The organism is Stutzerimonas stutzeri (genome assembly GCF_019090095.1).
GTDB classification, from domain to species: domain Bacteria; phylum Pseudomonadota; class Gammaproteobacteria; order Pseudomonadales; family Pseudomonadaceae; genus Stutzerimonas; species Stutzerimonas stutzeri_AN.
Map to the genome: position 1 here is coordinate 691,545 of NZ_JAGQFP010000001.1, position 23,245 is coordinate 714,789.

At 64.3% G+C, this 23,245-nt stretch carries 17 protein-coding genes and 3 pseudogenes; 15 read left to right on the top strand and 5 right to left on the bottom strand.

The features are described 5' to 3' along the window. Positions 1-41 precede the first annotated feature (41 nt). The gene (locus KVO92_RS02920) at positions 42-635 is read right to left on the bottom strand and encodes a peroxidase-related enzyme (RefSeq protein WP_217474182.1); all 594 of its coding nucleotides are present in this window, start codon (positions 633-635) and stop codon (positions 42-44) included. A gap of 69 nt (positions 636-704) precedes the next feature. Continuing rightward, positions 705-2,381: an AMP-binding protein gene (locus KVO92_RS02925; protein ID WP_217474183.1), complete on the bottom strand. Its 1,677-nt coding sequence runs from the start codon at positions 2,379-2,381 to the stop codon at positions 705-707. Between the two features lie 243 nt (positions 2,382-2,624). Between KVO92_RS02925 and KVO92_RS02930 the strand changes: the two genes are divergently transcribed. From KVO92_RS02930 to KVO92_RS02970, 10 genes and pseudogenes are all read left to right on the top strand, one after another. Further along, positions 2,625-3,788 carry an isovaleryl-CoA dehydrogenase gene (locus KVO92_RS02930; protein WP_217474184.1) on the top strand — a complete coding sequence of 388 codons (1,164 nt, stop codon included), beginning with the start codon at positions 2,625-2,627 and terminating at the stop codon, positions 3,786-3,788. 145 nt (positions 3,789-3,933) lie between these two features. Further along, entirely contained in the window at positions 3,934-5,541 is a 1,608-nt protein-coding gene (locus KVO92_RS02935; RefSeq protein ID WP_217474185.1) for a carboxyl transferase domain-containing protein, read from the top strand. Between the two features lie 37 nt (positions 5,542-5,578). Continuing rightward, positions 5,579-6,376, top strand: a complete 798-nt coding sequence (locus KVO92_RS02940) for a gamma-carboxygeranoyl-CoA hydratase (RefSeq protein WP_217474186.1) — start codon at positions 5,579-5,581, stop codon at positions 6,374-6,376. 505 nt (positions 6,377-6,881) lie between these two features. Continuing rightward, positions 6,882-6,974: pseudogene (locus tag KVO92_RS22890) on the top strand (biotin carboxylase N-terminal domain-containing protein); the annotation flags it as partial. 185 nt (positions 6,975-7,159) lie between these two features. Next, positions 7,160-8,701: pseudogene (locus tag KVO92_RS02950) on the top strand (acetyl-CoA carboxylase biotin carboxylase subunit); the annotation flags it as partial. A 3-nt stretch (positions 8,702-8,704) separates the two neighbouring features. Beyond that, positions 8,705-9,025, top strand: a pseudogene (locus KVO92_RS22895) (acetyl-CoA carboxylase biotin carboxyl carrier protein subunit); the annotation flags it as partial. 250 nt (positions 9,026-9,275) lie between these two features. After that, positions 9,276-10,175, top strand: a complete 900-nt coding sequence (locus KVO92_RS02955) for a hydroxymethylglutaryl-CoA lyase (protein WP_217474189.1) — start codon at positions 9,276-9,278, stop codon at positions 10,173-10,175. 152 nt (positions 10,176-10,327) lie between these two features. Then, a complete protein-coding gene (locus KVO92_RS02960; protein ID WP_217474190.1) occupies positions 10,328-11,023 on the top strand; it encodes a CoA transferase subunit A in 696 nt (231 codons plus the stop codon). A gap of 2 nt (positions 11,024-11,025) precedes the next feature. After that, positions 11,026-11,652: a CoA transferase subunit B gene (locus tag KVO92_RS02965; RefSeq protein WP_217474191.1), complete on the top strand. Its 627-nt coding sequence runs from the start codon at positions 11,026-11,028 to the stop codon at positions 11,650-11,652. A gap of 141 nt (positions 11,653-11,793) precedes the next feature. Next, the gene (locus KVO92_RS02970) at positions 11,794-12,189 is read left to right on the top strand and encodes a MerR family transcriptional regulator (RefSeq protein WP_217474192.1); all 396 of its coding nucleotides are present in this window, start codon (positions 11,794-11,796) and stop codon (positions 12,187-12,189) included. A gap of 178 nt (positions 12,190-12,367) precedes the next feature. Here KVO92_RS02970 and KVO92_RS02975 read toward each other — a convergent pair whose 3' ends face one another. After that, entirely contained in the window at positions 12,368-13,441 is a 1,074-nt protein-coding gene (locus KVO92_RS02975) for a M20/M25/M40 family metallo-hydrolase (RefSeq protein WP_217474193.1), read from the bottom strand. A gap of 402 nt (positions 13,442-13,843) precedes the next feature. Between KVO92_RS02975 and KVO92_RS02980 the strand changes: the two genes are divergently transcribed. From KVO92_RS02980 to KVO92_RS02995, 4 genes are all read left to right on the top strand, one after another. Beyond that, on the top strand, positions 13,844-14,929 hold the full coding sequence (locus KVO92_RS02980; RefSeq protein ID WP_217474194.1) for a TRAP transporter substrate-binding protein: 1,086 nt from the start codon (positions 13,844-13,846) through the stop codon (positions 14,927-14,929). A gap of 187 nt (positions 14,930-15,116) precedes the next feature. After that, positions 15,117-15,731, top strand: coding sequence for a TRAP transporter small permease subunit (locus KVO92_RS02985; RefSeq protein ID WP_217474195.1), 615 nt, complete (start codon positions 15,117-15,119; stop codon positions 15,729-15,731). Between the two features lie 16 nt (positions 15,732-15,747). Next, entirely contained in the window at positions 15,748-17,115 is a 1,368-nt protein-coding gene (locus tag KVO92_RS02990; protein ID WP_217474196.1) for a TRAP transporter large permease, read from the top strand. Positions 17,116-17,222: 107 nt separating this feature from the next. Then, positions 17,223-18,713: a sigma-54 interaction domain-containing protein gene (locus KVO92_RS02995; protein ID WP_217474197.1), complete on the top strand. Its 1,491-nt coding sequence runs from the start codon at positions 17,223-17,225 to the stop codon at positions 18,711-18,713. A gap of 484 nt (positions 18,714-19,197) precedes the next feature. On the opposite strand, the gene KVO92_RS03000 is transcribed toward KVO92_RS02995, so the two are convergent. Then, the gene (locus KVO92_RS03000) at positions 19,198-19,968 is read right to left on the bottom strand and encodes a 3-hydroxybutyrate dehydrogenase (RefSeq protein ID WP_217474198.1); all 771 of its coding nucleotides are present in this window, start codon (positions 19,966-19,968) and stop codon (positions 19,198-19,200) included. Positions 19,969-20,544: 576 nt separating this feature from the next. Here KVO92_RS03000 and KVO92_RS03005 point away from each other — a divergent pair. Beyond that, complete coding sequence (locus tag KVO92_RS03005) at positions 20,545-21,153, top strand: glutathione S-transferase (protein WP_217474199.1); 609 nt, start codon at positions 20,545-20,547, stop codon at positions 21,151-21,153. 135 nt (positions 21,154-21,288) lie between these two features. Here KVO92_RS03005 and pgm read toward each other — a convergent pair whose 3' ends face one another. Continuing rightward, the gene (gene pgm, locus KVO92_RS03010; RefSeq protein WP_217474200.1) at positions 21,289-22,953 is read right to left on the bottom strand and encodes a phosphoglucomutase (alpha-D-glucose-1,6-bisphosphate-dependent); all 1,665 of its coding nucleotides are present in this window, start codon (positions 22,951-22,953) and stop codon (positions 21,289-21,291) included. Positions 22,954-23,245 lie beyond the last annotated feature (292 nt).

Consider the following 23,245-nt stretch of genomic DNA (forward strand, 5'->3'; position numbering starts at 1 on the left):
CTCATATCTACCGCGTCACGCGATAAATTCGTGGCTGCCGCTTAGCTCGCGGCAGATCTGGGCACACGACCCAGCAAATAAAACTCGTCGTTGGGCGGCGTCCGCGCCATCGACACCAGGCGGTTGGACAAACCGAACAGCGCAGCAATCGCGCCGATGTCCCAGATATCGCCGAGCGTGAAGCCCAGCTTCTCCAGCCGCGCCTGCCAGGCGTCGTCGAGCACACCACGCTGGGCGGCCAGGTGCAGGGCAAAGTCGAGCATGCCCTGCTGCCGCTCGCTGATCGGCGCGGTGCGGTAGTTGACGGCAATCTGATCGGCAATCAGCGGATCCTTGGCCAGGATGCGCAGGATCGCGCCATGCGCCACGACGCAGTACAGGCAGCCATGATCGGCACTTACCGCCACCACGATCATCTCTTTCTCGGCCTTGCTCAGGCTGTCGGACTCACGTTCCATCAAAGCATCGTGGTAGGCAAAAAACGCGCGAAATTCATCAGGCCTATGGGCCAACATCAAAAAAACGTTAGGGACAAAACCCGCTTTCTCCTGCACCGCGAGGATGCGCTCGCGAACATCCGCAGGCAGTGAGGAAAGGTCTTTGACGAGCGGAAAACGACTGATCGGTTGGGCCATGTAGCGCTCCGTATCGTTGCTGATCGGCAAATGGAGCGGCCGGCTCGTGGCCGGCACGCCACTGCTTGGTTACTCGGCCAGGCCCAGTTCAGCGACGCTGACTTCGCGCATCTTGAACTTCTGCACCTTGCCGCTGATGGTCATGGGGAATTCGTCGACGAACTTGATGTGGCGCGGCGTCTTGAAGTGCGCGATGCGCCCCTTGCAGAACCCGCGCAGCTCTTCCTCGCTGGCCTCGTGGCCGGGGTGCAGCTTGACCCAGGCGACGATCTCCTCGCCGTAGGTCTTGTCCGGCACGCCGATCACCTGCACATCCGCCACCGCCGGGTGGGTGAAAAGAAATTCCTCGATTTCGCGCGGATAAACGTTCTCGCCGCCGCGAATGATCATGTCCTTGTTGCGCCCGACGATCTTGATGTAGCCCTCGTCATCCATGATCGCGAGGTCGCCGGTGTGCATCCAGCGCGCCCCGTCGATCGCGCTTGCGGTCGCTTCCGGGTTATTCCAGTAGCCGAGCATCACGCTGTAGCCGCGGGTGCAAAGCTCGCCAATCTGCCCGCGCGGCACGATGCGGTTGTGCTCGTCGACCACCTTGCTTTCCAGATGCGGCTGAGTACGTCCGACGCTGGTGACGCGCCGTTCGAGGTCATCGTCCGGACCGGTCTGGGTGGAGACCGGGCTGGTTTCGGTCATGCCATAGGCGATCTGCATCTCGGCCAGGTGCATGTCATCGATGACCCGCTTCATCACCTCGATCGGGCAGGTGGAGCCGGCCATGATGCCGGTGCGCAGATGGCTCAGGTCCAGCGACTGGCGCTCCGGATGATCGAGCATGGCGATGAACATGGTCGGCACGCCGTACATGCCGGTGGCCTTTTCTTCGGCGGCGGCCTGCAGCGCGGCGAGCGGCTCGAAGGCGGCGCTCGGATAGATCATGGTGGTGCCGTGGGTGACGCAGCCCAGGTTGCCCATGACCATGCCGAAGCAGTGATACAGCGGCACCGGGATGACCAGGCGGTCGTGTTCGGTGAGTTTCAGGCTCTCACCGACCATGTAACCGTTGTTGAGAATGTTGTAGTGACTGAGGGTGGCGCCCTTGGGGAAGCCGGTGGTGCCGGAGGTGTACTGGATGTTGATCGGGTCGTCGAACTGCAGCTGCTCGCTGCACTGGCGCAGCTGTTCCGGACCGACCTGCTCGGCCATGTCCATCAGCCCCTTCCACAACAACATGCCGTCGACCGGCTTGTCGCACAAGCTGATGACGCCGCGCAGCTCCGGCAGCATGTGGCTGCGCAGCGCGCCGACCGCCGAGCGTTCCAGCTCTGGCAGCAGCTCATGGAGCATGGCGTGGTAATCGGACGTCTTGAACGTATCGGCGCAGATCAGCCAGCGGCAGCCGGATTGCTTGAGCGCGTATTCGAGTTCATTGAGGCGGTAGGCCGGATTGATGTTGACCAGCACCACGCCGATCTTGGCGGTCGCGAACTGGGTAATGCACCACTGTGCATTGTTCGGCGACCAGATGCCCACCCGCTCGCCTGGCTGCAGGCCCAGCGCAAGCAACCCGCGCGCGCAGCGCTCGACTTCATCGGCCAACTGCGCCCAGGTGTAGCGCAGATTCTGATGCCGCACGACCAGGGCCTCACGCTCGGCGAACCGCTCGACCGCCCGGTCGAACGCCGCGCCAATGGTCATCGCCAACAGGGGTTTGCTCTGCGGGCCGCAGGTATAACTCGGAAGACTCATGCTGAAATTCCTCAGTCTTATGTTTGTTATGAGGCCTTGCCATCCGGGCGTATCGATGAGTTGACAGTCGTTCCGGACTGGGATTACGTTAACGTAAAGGTTACAGCGTGACAACCCACCGCACCCGCCATCGGAAATCACAGTCGGGACGCGGTATCCAACAGGCTGCAGGACACGCCGATTCAACGTTTCACGGCGACCGTCAGTCGAACCAGAACAACGACAAAATCGAACAGGTGGCACATGAACTATTCCGGCCTTAACTTCGCCCTCGGTGAAACCGTCGACATGCTCCGCGACCAGGTGCGCGGTTTCGTGGCCGATGAACTGGCGCCCCGCGCCGAAGCCATCGACCGTGACAACCTCTTCCCGAGCGACATGTGGCGCAAGTTCGGCGACATGGGCCTGCTCGGTATCACCATAGACGAGGAATACGGCGGCGCCGGGATGGGCTATCTGGCACACGTCGTCGCGCTCGAGGAAATCAGCCGCGGCTCGGCCTCGGTGGGTCTGTCCTACGGCGCGCATTCGAACCTATGCGTCAACCAGATCAACCGCAACGGCACGCCCGAGCAGAAGGCGAAATACCTGCCCAAGCTGGTGTCCGGGGAGCACGTCGGCGCGCTGGCGATGAGCGAGCCCAATGCCGGCTCCGACGTCGTCTCGATGAAGCTGCGTGCCGACAAGCGAGGCGACCGCTACGTGCTCAACGGCAGCAAGACCTGGATCACCAACGGGCCGGACGCCAACACCTACGTGATCTATGCCAAGACCGACCTGGACAAGGGCCCGCACGGCATCACCGCCTTCATCGTCGAGCGCGACTGGAAGGGCTTCTCCCGCGGTAACAAGTTCGACAAGCTCGGCATGCGCGGCTCCAACACCTGCGAACTGTTCTTCGATGACGTCGAGGTGCCGGAAGAGAACGTGCTGGGCGTCGAGAACGGCGGCGTCAAGGTGCTGATGAGCGGCCTGGACTATGAACGCGTGGTACTGGCTGGCGGGCCGGTCGGCATCATGCAAGCCTGCCTCGATGTAGTCGTGCCCTACATCCACGACCGCAAGCAGTTCGGCCAGAGCATCGGCGAGTTTCAGTTCATCCAGGGCAAGGTGGCCGACATGTACACCCAGCTCAACGCCAGTCGCGCCTACCTCTATACCGTGGCGCAGGCCTGCGATCGCGGCGAAACCACCCGCAAGGACGCCGCCGGGGTGATTCTCTACACCGCCGAAGCGGCCACGCAGATGGCGCTGCAGGCGATCCAGATTCTCGGTGGCAACGGCTACATCAACGAATTCCCCACCGGCCGGCTGCTGCGTGACGCCAAGCTCTACGAGATCGGCGCCGGCACCAGCGAGATCCGCCGCATGCTGATCGGGCGCGAGCTGTTCAACGAAAGCAAATAAGACAAAGCAGCTGAGGTAGAACGAGATATCGGTAGGGTGGGCTTCAGCCCACCGTCGGCGGAGTGCAGTGTGGTGGGCTGAAGCCCACCCTACGAAAGCCGCCTCGTTCCTCGTTCAGCCTCCAGCGCATTTTCGAGGGCTTCACATGGCCATCCTGAACACCCAGATCAACACCCGCTCGCCCGAGTTCGCCGCCAATCGCGACGCGATGCTCGAGCAGGTGGAAAACCTGCGCACGCTGCTCGGCAAGGTCAGCGAAGGCGGCGGCGAAAAGGCCCAGCAGCGCCATGTCGCGCGCGGCAAGCTGCTCGTGCGTGACCGCATCAACGCCCTCCTCGACCCCGGTTCGGCCTTCCTCGAGGTCGCGCCGCTGGCCGCTCACGAGGTCTATGGCGAGGACGTCGCCGCTGCCGGTGTGGTCGCCGGCATCGGTCGGGTCGAAGGCGTCGAGTGCATGATCATCGCCAACGACGCTACGGTAAAAGGCGGCAGCTACTACCCGTTGACGGTCAAAAAACACCTGCGCGCCCAAGCCATTGCTCAGCAGAACCGCTTGCCGTGCATCTACCTGGTCGATTCCGGTGGCGCCAACCTGCCGCGCCAGGACGAGGTCTTCCCGGACCGCGAACACTTCGGCCGCATCTTCTTCAACCAGGCCAACATGAGCGCCATGGGTATTCCGCAGCTGGCTGTGGTCATGGGCTCCTGCACCGCCGGTGGCGCCTATGTGCCGGCGATGGCGGACGAAACCATCATGGTGCGTAATCAGGCGACCATCTTCCTCGCCGGCCCGCCGCTGGTGAAAGCCGCGACCGGCGAAGTGGTGACAGCCGAGGATCTAGGCGGCGCCGATGTGCACTGCAAGATCTCCGGCGTGGCCGACCACTACGCCGAGAACGATGAACATGCACTGGCCATTGCCCGTCGCTGCGTCGCCAACCTCAACTGGAAAAAACTCGGCCAGCTGGAAGCTCACCCGCCGCGCGCGCCGCTGTATGCAGGTGATGAGCTCTACGGCGTAATCCCGGCGCAATCCAAGCAGCCCTATGACGTGCGTGAAGTGATCGCGCGGCTGGTCGATGGCAGCGAGTTCGATGAATTCAAAGCGCTGTTCGGCACTACCCTGGTCTGCGGCTTCGCCCACCTGCACGGCTATCCGATCGCGATCCTGGCGAACAACGGCATTCTGTTCGCCGAAGCCGCGCAGAAAGGCGCGCACTTCATCGAGCTGGCCTGCCAGCGCGGCATTCCGCTGCTGTTCCTGCAAAACATCACCGGCTTCATGGTCGGGCAAAAATACGAGACCGGCGGCATCGCCAAGCATGGCGCCAAGCTCGTCACCGCCGTCGCCTGCGCCCAGGTGCCGAAGTTCACCGTGGTCATCGGCGGTAGCTTCGGCGCAGGCAACTACGGCATGTGCGGCCGCGCCTATGACCCGCGTTTCCTGTGGATGTGGCCCAACGCGCGGATTGGCGTGATGGGTGGCGAGCAGGCAGCCGGCGTGCTGGTCCAGGTCAAGCGCGAACAGGCCGAGCGCAGCGGGCAGCAGTTTTCCGATCAGGACGAGCAACAGCTCAAGCAACCCATCCTCGAGCAGTACGAACGCCAGGGTCATCCCTACTATTCCAGCGCACGGCTGTGGGATGACGGTGTGATTGATCCGGCGCAGACGCGTGATGTCCTCGGCCTGGCACTGTCGGCGAGTCTCAACGCACCGATCGAACCGACCCGCTTTGGCGTATTCCGGATGTGAGCAACGCTCGCCTCCCCCGTGACCGAGGATTGCCGTCATGACCGATTTCACCACCGTACAACTCGAACGAGACCCGCGCGGCTTCGCCACGCTCTGGCTCGATCGCCCGGAAAAAAACAACGCCTTCAACGCCGAGATGATCCGCGAGCTGGTGCTGGCCATCGACCAGGTACAGGCCGACAAGGACCTGCGCTTCCTGCTCTTGCGCGGCCGGGGCAAGCACTTCTGCGCCGGTGCCGACCTGGCCTGGATGCAGCAATCGGCGCAGCTGGATTTCAACGCCAACCTCGCGGACGCGCGCGAACTGGCCGAACTCATGTACAGCCTCTACCACCTCAAGCTGCCCACCCTGGCGGTCGTGCAAGGCGCAGCCTTCGGCGGTGCAGTCGGGCTGGTCGCCTGTTGCGACATGGCCATCGGTGCCCAGGATGCGGTGTTCTCGCTCTCGGAAGTTCGTATCGGCTTGGCGCCCGCGGTGATCAGTCCTTTCGTGGTCAAGGCCATCGGCGAGCGCGCCACACGGCGCTACGCCATCACTGGCGAACGCTTCAGCGGCGAACGCGCCCGCGAGCTGGGCCTGCTTTCGGAAACCTATGCCGCCGCCGAACTGGACGACGCCCTGCACGGCTGGCTCGATAACCTGATGCTCAACAGCCCGCAGGCCATGCGTGCCAGCAAGGATTTGCTGCGCGAAGCCAGCAGCGCCTCGGTGAGCCCTGCACTGCGTCGCTACACGGAAAACGCCATCGCCCGAATCCGCGTCAGCCCGGAAGGCCAGGAAGGGCTCAATGCCTTTTTGGAAAAGCGCAAACCGGCCTGGCTGGGGGACGCTTGATGGCCGGGTTCGCCTGGAACACCGCCCCCTCACCCCAGCCCTCTCCCCAGCAGGGCGAGGGGGTTTGGCCGTGCGGGAGCTGGAGCGAGATGGCGGCTTGCAGCGATGCTTGGGCAATGCCGTTAGATCGAACAAGCCGTCGTGTGTGTCTACTGACTGAAACCCTTCCAAGGAAAGCGCAGGCCGGCGTGGCTGGGAAGCGCTTGATGACCGGGCTTGCCTGGAACACCGCCCCCTCACCCCAGCGGGGCGAGGGGGTTTGGCCGTGCGGGAGCTGGAGCGTGATGGCGGCTTGCGGCGATGTGCGCGCCATTCAGTTGCAGCGAAAAAGCCAAAGCGCACCATGCAGCGAGGTCCACGACGCTCGGCCTGCTGCGTCAACCCGGCAGGCCGCTGACAACCAAACCACACCATTCCTTCGCCTCACTCCGTCGTCCCCTCGCCCCTCTGGGGAGAGGGCTAGGGTGAGGGGAAACGGCCTCCGGACTGCGCAGGAGCCACAACAATGATCACACATCGCATGGCCGCCAACCGCGGCGAAATCGCCTGCCGCGTGATGCGAACCGCCAAGGCTATGGGCTTGACCACCGTTGCGGTATCTCATCTGGCCAGGCGCGCAGCCCGCTACCAAACCACACCATCCCTTCGCCTCACTCCGCCATCCCCTCGCCCCTCTGGGGAGAGGGCTAGGGTGAGGGGAAACCCACTCAAGGGCACGCAGGAGCCACAACAATGATTACCACCCTCCTGGTCGCCAACCGCGGTGAGATTGCCTGCCGCGTGATGCGCACCGCCAAGGCCATGGGCCTGACCACCGTTGCCATACACAGCGCCATCGACCGTGACGCGCGCCATGCCCGCGAGGCGGACATTCGCATCGATCTCGGCGGCGCCAAGCCGGCCGACAGTTATCTGGTGATCGACAAGCTGATTGCCGCCGCCAAGGCCAGCGGTGCGCAGGCGATTCATCCGGGCTATGGCTTCCTCTCCGAGAACGCCGACTTCGCTCGCGCGATCGAGGATGCCGGCCTGATCTTCCTCGGGCCGCCCGCCTCGGCCATCGACGCCATGGGCAGCAAGTCCGCCGCCAAGGCCCTGATGGAGAAAGCCGGCGTGCCGCTGGTGCCGGGCTATCACGGCGAAGCGCAGGACGTGGAAACCTTCCGCCTCGCCGCGGAAAAGATCGGCTACCCAGTGCTGCTCAAGGCCACCGCCGGTGGTGGCGGCAAGGGCATGAAAGTGGTCGAGCGCGAGGCCGACCTCGCCGAAGCGCTGCAATCGGCCCAGCGCGAAGCGCAGTCGTCGTTCGGCGACTCGCGCATGCTGGTCGAGAAATACGTACTCAAGCCGCGTCATGTGGAGATTCAGGTGTTCGCCGACCAGCACGGCAACTGCCTGTATCTCAACGAGCGCGACTGTTCGATCCAGCGCCGGCACCAGAAAGTGGTCGAGGAAGCGCCAGCGCCGGGCCTCACACCAGCGCTGCGCCGCGCCATGGGCGAAGCGGCAGTGAAGGCGGCGCAGGCCATCGGTTATGTCGGTGCCGGCACGGTCGAGTTCCTGCTCGATGCACGCGGCGAGTTCTTCTTCATGGAAATGAATACCCGGCTGCAGGTCGAGCATCCGGTTACCGAAGCCATCACCGGCCTGGATCTGGTCGCCTGGCAGATTCGCGTCGCCCGCGGCGAGCCGCTGCCGATCACGCAGGATCAGGTGCCGCTCAGCGGTCACGCCATCGAAGTGCGGCTGTATGCCGAGGATCCGGACAACGACTTCCTCCCAGCCACCGGCACGCTGGATCTCTACCGTGAGTCCAGCGCCGGGCCTGGCCGCCGTGTCGACAGCGGCGTGGCCGAAGGCGACCAGATCTCACCGTTCTACGACCCGATGCTCGGCAAGCTGATCGCTTGGGGCGAGAACCGCGAGGAAGCGCGCCTGCGGCTGCTGGCGATGCTGGAGGAAACCGGCGTCGGCGGCGTGCGCACCAACCTGGCGTTCCTGCGCCGCGTCATCGGTCATCCCGCCTTCGCCGCGGCCGAGCTCGACACCGGTTTCATCCCTCGACACGAAGCCGAGCTGATGCGTAAGCCAGGCGCGCTGGACGATGCGTTCTGGCAACTGGCCGGCGAGCTCTACGTGCAGACCGAGCCTGCCAAGGTCCGCAACGACGACATTCACTCGCCCTGGGCGAGACGCGATGGCCTGCGGTTCGGGATGCCGGCGCGGATCGGCATTCACCTGCAGTGCAACGGTGAGAACCGGCTCGTACGCATCGATACGGCGGGCGCATCCCAACCCGCCGCGGGCGAGGCGATGCGCAGGCCGAAGGCGACCCGGCAGGGCGGCACCCTGCATCTGGAGTGGAACGGCGAATTGCAGGCCGTGACGGCGTTCGACCCCATCGCTGAAGTCGAGGCCAGCCACCAGCACCACGGCGGCATGACCGCGCCCATGAACGGCAGCATCGTTCGTGTGCTGGTCGAGACCGGGCAGCAGGTCGAAGCCGGTGCCACACTGGTGGTGCTGGAAGCGATGAAGATGGAGCACAGCATTCGTGCGCAGCAGGCCGGGGTGGTCAAAAGCCTGTTCTGCGCCGAAGGTGAAATGGTCAACGAAGGCGCGGTACTGCTGGAAATGGAAGAGGCGTAGCGGATGCACAAAGGCGGACAAGGCTTCGCCGTTGTCCACCCTACGCAGGAACGCAAGGCCGCAGGATGGAAACGCCGCAGGTTTTGCGCCGGTAGCCGGACGCCTCGGCTGACACACAGCGACATCGGTGGGCGCACCCCACCCTACGGTGAACACATGCAGGTTTCGTAGGGTGGGCGTGAGCCCACCGACAGCGGCACAATTCAACGACACGGGTGAAGCACGCCAAGCGTCACCCCCTGGAGGACATATGAGTCTGCCCAAACAGGTCCGGCTGGTCGAAGTCGGCCCGCGCGACGGTCTGCAGAATGAAAAGCAGCCAATCAGCGTGGCGGACAAGGTGCGCCTGGTCGATGACCTCACCGCGGCCGGCCTGCGCTACATCGAGGTCGGCAGCTTCGTCTCGCCTAAGTGGGTATCGCAGATGGCTGGATCGGCCGACGTCTTCGCGCAGATCCGCCAGAAAGCGGGCGTCACGTACGCCGCGCTGACGCCGAATCTGAAAGGTCTGGAAGCGGCGATCGAAGCCGGTGTCAGCGAGGTCGCGGTGTTCGGCGCCGCCTCCGAGGCCTTCTCGCAGAAGAACATCAACTGCTCCATCGAGGAAAGCCTGGCACGCTTCGCGCCGCTCATGGCCAGCGCCCGGGAGAACGGCATCCAGGTACGCGGCTACGTCTCCTGTGTGCTGGGTTGCCCCTATGAAGGCGAGGTCGACCCCAAACGGGTGGCGCATGTCGCCCACGAACTGTTCGCCATGGGCTGCTATGAAGTATCGCTGGGCGACACCATCGGCACCGGGACACCCGGCAAGACCCGCCAATTGATCGAAGCGGTCAGCCGCGAGGTGCCGCGTGACAAGCTCGCCGGGCATTTCCACGACACCTACGGCCAGGCGCTGGCCAATATCTACGCCAGCCTGCAAGAGGGCCTCTGCACCTTCGACAGCTCCGTCGCCGGGCTCGGCGGTTGCCCGTATGCCAAGGGCGCCAGTGGCAACGTCGCCAGTGAAGACGTGCTCTACATGCTCGGCGGTCTGGGAATCGAGACCGGCGTTGACCTGAACCGGCTGATCGCCGCCGGGCAACGCATCAGCGATGTACTGGGCCGCCCCAACGGCTCACGCGTCGCACGGGCCCGCAGCGCCGGCTGAAACCGCGCTTTGTTGTAGGAGGCGCGCCCTCGCGGCGATGCGGACCGCAGGTCCGCCTGAAGCGCAAAGCTTCGGCCCGAGGTCGGGCCTCCCACGTAAAGCGGCACCTGTAACGTTCAGCGCCACAGGTCAGAACAACCAGAGAGGCACTTATGAACAAGATCTACCCCAACGCGCAGCAGGCGCTCGACGGTCTGGTCGAGGACGGCATGACCCTCGCGGTCGGCGGCTTCGGCCTGTGCGGCATCCCCGAAGCGCTGATCGCGGCCTTGCGCGACACCGGCAAGAAAGACCTCACGGTGATCAGCAACAATGCGGGCGTCGATGGTTTCGGCCTCGGCCTGCTGCTCGAATCGCGCCAGGTGCGCAAGATGATTTCCTCCTACGTCGGCGAGAACAAGGAGTTCGAGCGTCAGTACCTGGCGGGCGAGCTGGAACTGGAATTCACCCCACAAGGCACCCTGGCCGAAAAACTGCGTGCGGCCGGTTGCGGTATTCCCGCGTTCTTCACGCGCACGGGCTACGGCACCTTGATTGCCGAGGGCAAGGAGACCCGCCAGTTCAAGGGCGAGTGGTACGTCATGGAAGAGTCGCTGCAAGCCGACGTGTCGCTGGTCAAGGCCTTCAAGGCGGACAAGGCCGGCAACCTGGTCTTCAACAAGACGGCGCGCAACTTCAACCCGCTCGCCGCCATGGCTGGCAAGGTGTGCGTGGTGGAGGTCGATCATCTGGTGGAGACCGGTGAACTGGACCCCGACCAGATTCACCTGCCGGGTATCTACGTGCAGCGCATCATCCACAACCCGAACGCCGAGAAGCGCATCGAAAAACGTACGGTGAGGAGTTGATCATGGCCTGGACACGTGAACAGATGGCACAGCGCGCCGCGAAGGAGCTGCAGGACGGCTTCTACGTCAATCTGGGCATCGGCCTGCCGACGCTCGTCGCCAACTACATTCCCGAAGGCATGGACGTCTGGCTACAGAGCGAGAACGGCCTGCTGGGCATCGGCCCCTTCCCCACCGAGGACGAGATCGACCCGGACCTGATCAACGCCGGCAAGCAAACCGTGACGGCCCTGCCCGGCAGCGCCTTCTTCGACAACGCCATGAGCTTCGGCATGATCCGCGGCGGCCATATCAACCTGGCGATTCTCGGCGCCATGCAGGTCTCGGAGAAAGGCGACCTGGCGAACTGGATGATCCCCGGCAAGATGGTCAAGGGCATGGGCGGCGCGATGGACCTGGTGGCGGGCGTCAAGCGCGTCGTGGTGCTGATGGAGCACACCGCGAAAGGTGCGCACAAGATCGTCAAGCAGTGCGATCTCCCACTGACCGGCGTCGGCGTGGTGGACCGCATCATTACCGACCTGGGCGTGCTCGATGTAACCGATCAAGGTTTGACATTGGTCGAGCTGGCGGACGGGGTCAGCTTCGAGCAGATCCAGGAAGCGACAGGCTGCGTGATTCGGCGCTGATGCCACCGGCGCTGGCCAGAAGCCACTGGGCATCGGGCCAGCGCAGCGTGTAGCCTTGACGCTAAACAAATACCGCAACCGTGACGACGTGCGACCGACGCCTCGCGAGCCGCGGGTGGACAGGCAAGACTGGATACTTTCATGGCAAAGCAGACCTACAGCATTTCCGATTTGGCCAACGAGCTCGATATCACCACCCGCGCGATTCGCTTCTACGAAGAACAGGGCATGCTATCGCCGACCCGCCGCGGCCAGGAGCGCATCTACAGCCCCAAGGACCGCGTTGCCCTGAAGCTGATCCTGCGTGGCAAGCGCATCGGTTTTTCCCTCGCCGAATGTAAAACCTTGATCGAGCTCTACGATCCCAAGGCCGGCAACCAGAAGCAGCTGAACATCATGCTCGGCATGATCGCCGAGCGCCGACAGCAGCTCGAACAGCAATTGCTCGATATCCAGCAGATGCAGCTGGAGCTGGACACCGCCGAGGAACGTTGTCTGACCGCATTGAAAGCGACCGTGAACAAGGCAGCCAGCTGAGGCTGGCAAACCCAGGTTTCAGCCCACCCTAGCGGTGGGCGAATGCGCAACGCCGCCACCCGCCGTGCCTTGCGCCACCCGCCAGAGCCCAAGCCCGACCCGCAGCCGATGGGCGGGCTTTAGCCCACCTACAGTCTGTAATCCGTATAGTGCCGCCACTGCGAAGCGGACCGCCCGATCAGCGCGCATTGTTCTCCAGCAGATACGCCACCAGCGTGCGGGTGCAGGCCTGCATCGCATCGTTGGTGATCAGTTCGTAGCCATGGGTGTTTTCGGTCGGCATGGCCAGGCATCCGGCCCGCGGCGAGGAGCCGGAGCCGAGCACCGCGCTGGCATCGGAGGCGAATCCCGGCATCAGCGCCGGTTGCGGTGTATAGCCACAGCGAACGGCGGCCGCCAGCAGATCGTCGGAAATCGACTTGGTGTACAACCCCTTCTCGTCGCCGGTGAGGATGATCGGATCGGCGCACAGCCGGGTCCCGTATTCCTCGGCTATGGGACCTACTTCCAGGGCGATGCAGACGGAGCCCGGCAGGGTTCTCGCGGCATACTGAGCGCCGGAGTTGGTTTCTTCTTCGTTGGTTGTCAGGACGAAATAGACGTCTTGCTCGAGATCCTGCTTGTGCTGAGCGAGCTGTTCGGCTGCCCGCAGCGCAGCAACCACCGGCGCCCGATCGTCGAGAAAGTGCGCAGCGATGGCATCGTTCACCCGGAACGGCCGCCGCCAGTGTTGGCTCAGCACCACGCGCGTGCCAGGCCGAACCCCCTTCTGCGCCAGTTCAGCCTGGGTTCGGCGGGTGATCACGTGAACGTCGGCCCACTGCACGTCGCCACTGAGAATATGCCTCGACTGGGCCGACTCAGAGGTGCCATGCATCGTTCCAAACGACAGCACCCCGGGCAGGGTATCCGTCTCGCCCATCACATCGACCGGGCACATGCCGAAGTTGACGGGAAAGGCGCCACCCAATGCGACGACATGCAGGCGACCGTCCTCGCCGATACGCTTTACCACCATGGCGATTTCATCCTGGTGCGCCATGACCCGAATGGCACGCGATTGGGCGGTTTCGCGTGCGATACCGGTGGCGCGAATTACCCCCACCAGGTTGTTGGCGGTGTCCAGCCACACCTCATCGCAGCTTGCCTCCAGCTCGCCGCGACACACCGCTCGTACCTCTTCTTCCTGACCACCCGGGGCACGGGCGAGCAACAGTGATTCGAGCAATGAAAAATCTGCCTCGATCGACATGCATCCTCCTGTTCGGCGTCGTGTTCCCTTGATGGGACAGCAGCAGTAACGGAGCGTGCCACCACGGGCGAGCCGGCTCGCTTGGCGTTCGACAGCATCGACTGCGACCCGGCGACAAGCTGACGCAGTGTCTCAATAAAAAGACATGACTCCAGAATCCTGGACATGCAGCCCCGATCCCTTTTGTTATGTCCAGATTTCTGGATGAAGGCGCTTACAGCTTTCGTTTGAACCGCTCTAGAATCGGGCTTTCATAAGCTTGCCAAACCCCGGCACAAAACCTGCTAAGCAATAGCGGCAACGCTCAGAACCCTGTCGGAACGAGCACGCTGCGGCAGGCTCATTCCGCGTCCCGGCTAGATGACCGGGCTGCATACCAAAACAACAAAAAAGGAATCTGTAATGTCGATTACCAAGAAGCTCACCCGCCTCGCCTGCGCCATCGGCGCCACCACCCTGCTCAGCGCGACGCTGGTAAGCGCCAATGCCACCGCCGCCGAGAAGGTCCGCTGGCAGGTCCCGCTGGCGTTCCCCTCGCATCTGGTCGGTTTGACCACCCCGATCAAGCACCTGTCCGAGTCGCTCAAGGCCATCTCCGGTGGCGACATCCAGCTGCGCTACTACGAGCCCGGCGAACTGGTACCGCCGTTCGAGATCATGGATGCGGTGAGCAACGGCAAGTACCCGGCCGGCTATACCTGGATCGGCTATGACCAGGGCACCATTCCAGCCCTGCCGCTGTATTCGGGCGCACCTTTCAACATGGAACCGCCGGCATACCTGGCCTGGTACTACGAAGGCGACGGCAAGAAGTTGCTCGAGGAAATCTACGCCGAGCGCAACATTCATCCGATGCTGTGCAGCATCATCGGCCCGGAAGGCGCCGGCTGGTTCGCCAAACCGGTGGAGAAGCTGGAAGACTTCGACGGCCTGCGCATCCGCTTCGCCGGCATCGGCGGCAAGGTCCTGGAAAAACTCGGCGCCTCGGTCACCATGATTCCGGGCGGCGAGATCTACCAGGCGCTCGAGCGCAAGACCATCGATGCCACCGAGTTCTCGCAGCCGGCGATCGACAAGATGCTGGGCCTGGACCAGATCATCAAAAACTACATCATGCCGGGCTGGCACCAGACACTGACCACCTCGCACCTGCTGGTCAACAAGGGCGTGTGGGACAAGCTGGAGCCGCAAAGCCGCGCGCTGATCGAGATGGGTTGCGAATCGGCCACGCTCAAAGGTTTTGCCGAAAGCGAGTGGGCCCAGCCGACTGCCCTGCGCGACTACGAGAAGCAGGGCGTGAAGGCCCAGGTATTGCCGGAGCCGGTATTGCGCGAACTGGAGCGTGTGACCAACGAAGTGCTGGACGAGATCGCCGCGAAGGACGAGATGTTCAACCGCGTCCTGACCAGCCAGCGCGACTTCATGAAGCATCATTCCATCTGGCACAGCAAAGGCTACCTGCCGCGCGACTTCTACAAGTACGACTGATCGAAGCGTCAGGCCTGATGCCCCAAGGCGGGGCTCTTCCAAGGCTCGACTGAGCGGACAGGATGCGCAGCGCTAGCGGTTTCGCTGCGCGCCCCTCCGCCCAAACGAGCCCGACCCGCCTGCCGGGCCTCGGACCGCACGACCAGGTCGTACCTGTATTCCTCAATTTCGGATCTCCGAGGTGGCCGTGTCCGCTCATCCCGTTTCCCCTAACGACGCAGTACCCGCCGCCCAGGCGGATGCCCTGCCCCACAACCGACTGTCCTACTGGCTGGACCGGGCGCTGGTTGCGATCGGCGAAGCCAGCGCCTGGATCTGGCTGCTGGTACTGGCCGTGGTGCTGACCAACGTGTTCAGCCGCTTCGTGCTATCGCGCGGTTCCATCGCGCTGGAGGAGCTGTCCTGGCACCTGTTCGGCGCCGCCCTGATGCTTGCCCTGGCCTATGGGGTCGTGCGCGACGATCACGTACGCGTCGACGTGCTGCGAGAGAAATTCAGCTTGCGCAGCCAGGCGATCATCGAACTGCTGGCCATCGCATTCCTGGCCTTGCCGGTCGTGGTGATGATGGTCGAGGCGCTGGTGCCCTTCGCCTACCAGGCCTTCCTCTACAACGAGCGCTCCCAGGCGCCCAGCGGCCTGCCGCATCGCTTCATCTTCAAGAGCGTACTGCCGCTCGGCCTGACGCTGTTGGCGATCGCCCTGCTGTCACGGGCCAGCCGTTGCAGCACGCTGCTGTTCAATTTCCCTCGGGTCTTCACGGCCCCGACGCATGCCCGCGACCGCGGCCATTCGCAGCCCTGATGGAGTAGCCGTAATCATGGGTCTGGAACAAATTCTCGTCATCAGCATGTTCGCCACCTTCATGGGCCTGTTGCTGCTTGGCTTCCCGGTGGCCTGGTCCCTGGCCGGCATCGGCCTGCTGTTCGCCGTATTCGGCCATGTACTGGTCGAATATTTCGACGCCGATCTCTGGTTCACCTGGGACGGCACCATCGGCGTGCTCGATGCGCGCATCTACGGCATTGTCGCCAACGAATTGATGGTCGCCCTGCCCCTGTTCATCTTCATGGGCATCATGCTCGACCGCTCCGGCATCGCCGAGCGGCTGATGCACAGCCTGGTACGCGTGCTCGGTCCGCTGCGCGGCGGCTACGCGGTGACTGTGGTGCTGGTCGGCATCCTGCTCGCCGCGTCCACCGGGATCGTCGGCGCGTCGGTGGCGCTGCTCGGCATGCTCTCCGTTGGCCCCATGCTGCAGGCCAAGTACAACAAGAGCCTGGCCGTCGGTACCGCCTGCTCGGTAGGCACCCTGGGCATCCTGATTCCACCCAGCATCATGCTGGTCCTGATGGCCGACCGCCTGGGCACGTCCGAAGCCTCGGTGGGCAAGCTGTTCATGGGTGCGTTGATTCCCGGCATGATGCTGGCGCTGATGTACATCCTCTACATCGTCATCGTGTCCTGGCTGAAGAAGGACTTCGCCCCCGCGCCAGCCAACCGCTCGAAGCTCGACGGGCGCGCGCTGCTCGATGTGTTCTGGGCTGTGGTGCCGCCGTTCGTCCTGATCCTCGCGGTGCTGGGCTCGATCTTCTTCGGTATCGCCACCACCACCGAGGCGTCGGCGGTGGGTGCCGTCGGCGCGGTGATCATGGCGGCCTGCAGCCGCAAGCTGAACCTCGCGGTGCTCAAGGAAGCGCTCTACCAGACCAGCCGCACCTCGGCGTTCATCTTCGGCATCTTCATCGGCGCCACGGTGTTCGCCGCGGTGTTGCGCGGCCTGGGCGGCGACGACGTGATACGCGCGGCATTGACCGGGCTGCCCTTCGGCCAGACCGGCGTCCTGCTGACGGTGCTGTTCATCACGTTTCTGCTGGGGTTCTTCCTGGATTGGGTGGAGATCACCCTGATCATCCTGCCGCTGGTGGCGCCGGTGCTGTTCTCCATGGGCGTCGATCCGCTGTGGTTCGCGATCCTCTTCGCGCTCTGCCTGCAGACCTCGTTCCTGACGCCGCCCGTGGGCTTCGCGCTGTTCTACATCAAGGGTGTCTGCCCGCCTGAGGTGAGCACGCGCGATGTCTACCTGGGCGTGCTGCCGTACATCCTGATTCAACTGCTGGGGCTGGCGCTGGTGTTCTTCTTCGCGCCACTGGCCACCTGGCTGCCCAACGAGGTGTACGCGCAGTAACAAGCGCCTCGCGTAGGCGTCTTAGCCCGGCTGGCATGCCGGCTGCCTTGCCCCGAGCAGCCGGCGCCTCCCATAATCGGGCGATCCCATCAGGATTGAGCTTTTCCATGGCAATTGCACGCAACGACCTTGACCATGACGGCCTGGTGATCGGCGTCTCCCCCGAGCGCTTTCGCGCCGTGGCGATGCCGTTATTGTTCGACCACCTCAACGCGCAGTGCGAAGGCACCATCGCGGTCAACCGCCAAGCGCGCATCGTCTGGATCAACGACAAGTACGCCGAGAAGATCGGCATCAGCGATCCGCGCGGCGTGCTCGGCAAGGAAGTCGAGGAGGTATTGCCGGCCAGCCGTCTGCGCGAGGTCGTCGACAGCGGTCTGCCGAGCATGCTCGACCTGATGGCCTTCGGCGATGAACACTTCGTGGTGACGCGCATTCCGCTGCGCGACGAAGACGGCACCCTGGTCGGCGCACTGGGTTTCGTGCTGTTCGACCGCGCGCAGCACCTCAAGCCGCTGATGTCCAAGTTCAACATCCTGCAGACCCAGCTGGTCGCGACCCAGAACGAACTGGCCAAGGCCCGCCGGGCGCGCTACACCATTGCCGGGTTCATCGGCAGCAGCCCGGCCGCCAGCGAAGTGAAGCGCCAGGCACGACGCGCCGCGCAGCTGGACGCCACGGTGCTGATCCGCGGCGAAACCGGCACCGGCAAGGAGTTGTTGGCCCAGGGCATTCATAACCTGTCGCCGCGTGCCAATGGCCCCTTCGTGGCAGTCAACGTAGCGGCGATCCCGGAAACCCTGGTCGAAGCCGAACTCTTCGGTACCGCGCCCGGTGCCTTCACCGGCGCCGACCGCAAGGCGCGCATCGGCAAGTTCGAAGTGGCCAACGGCGGCACCTTGTTTCTCGACGAGATCGGCGACCTGCCGTTGGCGCTGCAGGCCAAACTCCTGCGCGTGCTGCAGGAGCAAGAAATCGAGCCGCTGGGCTCCAACCAGGTCAAACCACTCAACGTGCGGGTGATTGCGGCCACGCACATCGATCTGGAAGCCAAGGTCGCCGCAGGCGAATTCCGCGACGACCTTTACTACCGCCTCAACGTGCTGGCCTTGAAGGTCCCGCCACTGCGCGAGCGCGCCGCCGATATACCCGCCGTGATCGAACACCTGCTCGACGACATCGCCAACCGCTCCGGCCAGCCGCCGATGGAACTGGCGCCAAGCGCGATTGCTTTACTGTGCAGCCAGCCGTGGCGGGGCAACGTTCGCGAACTGGGCAATCTGCTCGAACGAGCCCAGCTAAGCGCTGACGGAACGCCGCTGGAGGCGCGCTATTTCACGCCGTTGTTGGGCACGCAGAGCGTCGCCCCACCACAGGCCGCTCTTTCGCCGACCGAGCCAAGCTTTGTGGAGCCGATGGCAGAAGCCAACGCACCCTTGCAGCGCCTGGCCGAAAGCGTGGCCCAGGCCGAGCGCCGCGCCCTGCAGACCGCCCTGCTCGCCTGCAAAGGCAACCGTCGTCGGGCGGCAACCGAGCTGGGCATCTCGCGCGCCAGCTTGTATTCGAAGCTGCAATTGCACGGACTGAGCGAGCGGTAGCGCCAGCGACCCGCACGTAACCATCAACCTGTAGGGTGGGCTTTAGCCCACCGCGTGGCACCTGGTTTCTCACAACCTACCCAGTCTGTTGCTGCCACCGGAACCACTGGTGGGCTGAAGCCCACCCTACAAACCGGAGCGAGACCGCCCCCATACCGACCCGCACCCGTAGGGTGGGCTTTAGCCCACCACGTGGCACCTGGTTTCTCACAACCCACCCAGCCTGTTGCTGCCACCGGAACCACTGGTGGGCTGAAGCCCACCCTACAAACCGGTGCGAGACCGCCGCCATACCAACCCGCACCCGTAGGGTGGGCTTTAGCCCACCGCGTGGCACCTGGTTTCTCACAACCTACCCAGTCTGTTGCTGCCACCGGAACCTCTGGTGGGCTGAAGCCCACCCTACAAACCGGCGCGAGACCGCCGCCATACCAACCCGCACCCTACAACTCAGGGCGAGGCCGCTGACGTCAGGCGACGGCTCTTATTGCGCCAACCAGCCACCATCGACATTCCACGCAACGCCACGCACCTGGCGCGCCGCATCGCTGCACAGGAACACCGTCAATTCACCCAGCTGCTCGGGCGTAACGAAGTCCAGCGAAGGCTGCTTTTCCATCAGCAACTCACGGGTCGCGCGGAGCGGATCACCGTGGGCCTGCGCCTTGCTGTCGATCTGCTGTTGAACCAGCGGCGTCAGCACCCAGCCGGGACAGAGTGCGTTGCAGGTGACGCCCGTGGTCGCGGTTTCCAGCGCGACGGTCTTGGTCAGGCCCACCAGGCCATGCTTGGCCGCCACATAGGCGGCCTTTTGCGCCGAGGCCACCAAACCATGGACCGAGGCGACATTGATGATTCGCCCCCAGTTGCGCTCACGCATCCCAGGCAGGGCCAAACGCATGGTGTGAAAAGCCGAGGACAGATTGATCGCGATGATGCTGTCCCAGCGCTCGACGGGAAAGGATTCGACCGGGGCGACGTGCTGGATCCCGGCGTTGTTGACCAGTACGTCCACCGCGCCGAATTCGCGCTCGGTCTGGGCGACCAGGTCAGCGATCTGGTCCACATCGGACACATCCGCCGGGTGATGCGCTACCCGCGAGCCATACGCCGAGACGCACTTGAGCGCGGCGTCGACGTCACCGAAGCCGTTGAGCATCACGTTGGCACCCGCCTCGGCCAGCTTGCACGCGATCCCAAGGCCGATACCGCTGGTCGAGCCGGTGACCAGCGCAGTCCTGCCTTTCAACATCATGTCGAGCTCCAATGGCTTGGTGGAGAGGCCAGCAGCGCGGAGCGATCCGCGCCTGGCTGTCCTTCAGCATAGCGGCTGTCGCAACGGACGCCGCGCGGAACCAAGGCCAGCGGTAGATAGCGGCTGGGGCAGCGCCCACGAAGGGATAGGGGTAAGGCGGTCATGGGATATTCCTTGTTGTTCTGGTCGTGCCCGGCGCGGGCATCGCGTCCCGGCGCAAGGGATGGCGAGCGAGACCACCGGATACCAGCGAAAGCCGTGCCAGAGTGCAGAGTCGCCGGAAAAAACAGGCGCAACCGCGCGATGCCTGGTCAACGGCCGTGTCGAGCCGCGCGCAAGACCCGCCCTACATGTCCGCCAGGCTGGACATGCTCAGCAAAGTAAACATGGCGTTACGCAGCCTGTCCCGCTGGCTGGACAGCCCGCCGAGCGGCGGTATTGCGTCACGACTGAAAATCCCGTCGCGCGGCCATCCCGCGCGGCTTTGTTCACCCGCTATCACCGGTTGGCTATGCTCAATGCCACCCAACCGGTTCGCCGGCCAACGCAGCCCCGTCCTCTGGAGACGACCCGCCCATGCAACTGATCTATGCCCCCGCCTCGCCCTTCGCCCGCAAAGTCCGGGTACTCGCCATCGAAAACGGGCTGATGGACCGGCTCGAGCCTGTCGAGACCTCAGTCATGCCCGTGGCCCTCAACGAGCGAGTCAACGCCGCCAACCCGCTCGGCAAGATCCCGGTACTGATGCTGGACGACGGCCAAGCGCTGTATGACAGCCGGGTGATATGCGAATACCTCGACAGCCTGCACGACGGCGTACGGCTGTTTCCCACCGACGCGCCCAGGCGCTGGTCTACCTTGCGCCTGGCGGCGCTGGCCGACGGGCTAATGGATGCGGCCGTGCTGGCGCGCTACGAGAAGGCAATGCGCCCGGCCGAACGCCAGTGGGACGAATGGCTCGACGGCCAGCTCGGCAAGGTGCGCCGCGCCCTGCGTGCGCTGGAAGACAGCGCCGCGCCGTTGCAAGGCCCGCTGGACATCGCGCAGATCGGTGTCGCCTGTGCGCTGGGCTATCTGGACTTTCGCTTTGCCGAACTCTACTGGCGCAACGAATTCCCGGCGCTGACCGCCTTCCAGGAGCGGTTTTCGGCCCGCGACTCCATGCGCCAGACCGAACCCGCATAACGCGCGGGCTCGCTCGCGAGGCGGCGCTGCGTCTCCACTGGCGCAGCGCCTTACCCAGGCTCGCGGAGTTTCACCTGCCGGGCCGCCCAGCGATATCGCGGGCGGGCTCGCTCCCGGGGGCCGATGGTTCGTTCGTCAGCCGTTCAGCACGCCGTCGACCAGCGCCTTCGCTTCTTCCTGAATGCGCTTGAGGTGCGCCTCGCCTTCGAAGCTTTCGGCGTAGATCTTGTAGACATCCTCGGTACCGGAGGGCCGCGCGGCGAACCAGCCGTTATCGGTCACGACTTTGAGCCCGCCGATGGCAGCACCGTTGCCCGGCGCCTCGGTAAGGATCTGGGTGATCGGCTGGCCGGCCAGTTCCCCGGCCGTAACCTGAGACGCCGATAGCTTGCCCAACTTGGCCTTCTGTTCCCGGTTGGCCGGTGCATCGATGCGCTGATAGACCGGCGCGCCGAAGCGCTCGGTCAGCGTCTGGTAACGCTCGCCCGGGTCCTTGCCCGTCACGGCAGTGATTTCCGCCGCCAGCAGCCCGAGGATCAGGCCGTCCTTGTCAGTGGACCAGGCCCCGCCCTGCTTGCGCAGGAACGACGCGCCAGCAGATTCCTCGCCGCCGAAGCCCAGGCTGCCGTCCATCAAACCGTCGACGAACCACTTGAAGCCCACGGGCACCTCGACCACCTTGCGATCGATACCCTTGGCCACACGATCGATCATCGAAGACGAGACCAACGTCTTGCCGATACCCGCGCCAGGGTTCCACTCGGGGCGATGCGTGAACAGGTATTCGATGGCCACGGCCAGGTAATGGTTGGGGTTGAGCAGCCCCACCGAGCGCGCCACGATGCCATGGCGGTCATGGTCGGTGTCGCAGGCAAAGGACACGTCGAAGCGGTCCTTGTTCTCGATCAGCCCGGCCATGGCGTGCGGCGAGCTGCAGTCCATGCGGATCTTGCCGTCCCAGTCCAGACGCATGAAGCGGAAGGTCGGGTCGACTCGGGTCGAGAGCACCTCGAGCGGCAATCCGTAGCGCTCGGCGATGCGCGTCCAGTAGTGCACACCGGCGCCGCCCAGCGGGTCGACGCCGAACTTCAGGCCGGAGTTGCGAATCGCTTCGAGGTCGATCACCTGATCCAGCCCGCCCACGTAGCTGTCGATGAAATCGAAGCGCTGGGTGGTCGGTGCCTTGAGTGCGCGGGCGTAATCCATCCGCTCGACGCCCTTGAGCCCGGCGGCCAGTAGCGCATTGGCGCGTTCCTGGATCCACTTGGTCACATTGGTATCGGCTGGGCCGCCGTTGGTGGGGTTGTACTTGAAACCGCCGTCTGCGGGCGGGTTGTGCGACGGCGTGATGACGATGCCATCGGCCAGACCGCTGCTGCGACCTGCGTTGTATTCGAGAATGGCGTTGGAGATCGCCGGGGTCGGCGTGTAGCCCGGCTCGCCATTGGTTTCGGGGCAACCCGCGTCAATGCGCGTCTCGATGCCGTTGGCCGCCAGCACTTCCAGGGCCGAGACGAAGGCCGGCTCGGACAGCGCATGGGTATCCATGCCGACGAACAACGGACCGGTGATGCCCTGCTCGCGGCGGTAGTCGCAGATCGCCTGGGTGGTGGCCAGGATGTGCCATTCGTTGAAGCTGGTCTTCAGGGACGAGCCGCGGTGGCCGGATGTACCGAACGCCACTTGCTGCGCCGGATCGGATGGATCGGGCCGCTCGCTGTAATAGCGCGAAATCAGCCGCGGGATGTTGGTCAGGGTGTGTTCGTCCGGGAGGCGTCCTGCATGGGGATCGAGACTCATCTGTCGTTCCTTAAAGGGTGAAAACGAGGGTTCCGGCATAACCGTGATCGCCGGCAAACGCCGAAGCGGTATGGTCAGCGCCGCGCGTCTAGGCGCTATGACCACTCACCCTTGGGCTTTGGTTCCCGTGCGTGACGAATAACAGGGCACAGCGGCGGCGCATCATAGAGGCCGCGCCCCGGCGCAGCAAAGCGTCAGCTTGGCACGCGCACCGAACGCACTGCTGCCTCGCGCTGGCCGACAGGCGGGTTCATGGCCGCGCGCACCGCTGCGTAGGCCCGCTGGCGCAATC

Excerpts from the sequence above, each read along its gene's own strand:
- KVO92_RS02920 (WP_217474182.1), bottom strand. The coding sequence starts at position 635 with ATGGCCCAACCGATCAGTCGTTTTCCGCTCGTCAAAGACCTTTCCTCA.
- KVO92_RS02925 (WP_217474183.1), bottom strand. The coding sequence starts at position 2,381 with ATGAGTCTTCCGAGTTATACCTGCGGCCCGCAGAGCAAACCCCTGTTG.
- KVO92_RS02930 (WP_217474184.1), top strand. The coding sequence starts at position 2,625 with ATGAACTATTCCGGCCTTAACTTCGCCCTCGGTGAAACCGTCGACATG.
- KVO92_RS02935 (WP_217474185.1), top strand. The coding sequence starts at position 3,934 with ATGGCCATCCTGAACACCCAGATCAACACCCGCTCGCCCGAGTTCGCC.
- KVO92_RS02940 (WP_217474186.1), top strand. The coding sequence starts at position 5,579 with ATGACCGATTTCACCACCGTACAACTCGAACGAGACCCGCGCGGCTTC.
- KVO92_RS02955 (WP_217474189.1), top strand. The coding sequence starts at position 9,276 with ATGAGTCTGCCCAAACAGGTCCGGCTGGTCGAAGTCGGCCCGCGCGAC.
- KVO92_RS02960 (WP_217474190.1), top strand. The coding sequence starts at position 10,328 with ATGAACAAGATCTACCCCAACGCGCAGCAGGCGCTCGACGGTCTGGTC.
- KVO92_RS02965 (WP_217474191.1), top strand. The coding sequence starts at position 11,026 with ATGGCCTGGACACGTGAACAGATGGCACAGCGCGCCGCGAAGGAGCTG.
- KVO92_RS02970 (WP_217474192.1), top strand. The coding sequence starts at position 11,794 with ATGGCAAAGCAGACCTACAGCATTTCCGATTTGGCCAACGAGCTCGAT.
- KVO92_RS02975 (WP_217474193.1), bottom strand. The coding sequence starts at position 13,441 with ATGTCGATCGAGGCAGATTTTTCATTGCTCGAATCACTGTTGCTCGCC.
- KVO92_RS02980 (WP_217474194.1), top strand. The coding sequence starts at position 13,844 with ATGTCGATTACCAAGAAGCTCACCCGCCTCGCCTGCGCCATCGGCGCC.
- KVO92_RS02990 (WP_217474196.1), top strand. The coding sequence starts at position 15,748 with ATGGGTCTGGAACAAATTCTCGTCATCAGCATGTTCGCCACCTTCATG.
- KVO92_RS02995 (WP_217474197.1), top strand. The coding sequence starts at position 17,223 with ATGGCAATTGCACGCAACGACCTTGACCATGACGGCCTGGTGATCGGC.
- KVO92_RS03000 (WP_217474198.1), bottom strand. The coding sequence starts at position 19,968 with ATGATGTTGAAAGGCAGGACTGCGCTGGTCACCGGCTCGACCAGCGGT.
- KVO92_RS03005 (WP_217474199.1), top strand. The coding sequence starts at position 20,545 with ATGCAACTGATCTATGCCCCCGCCTCGCCCTTCGCCCGCAAAGTCCGG.
- pgm (WP_217474200.1), bottom strand. The coding sequence starts at position 22,953 with ATGAGTCTCGATCCCCATGCAGGACGCCTCCCGGACGAACACACCCTG.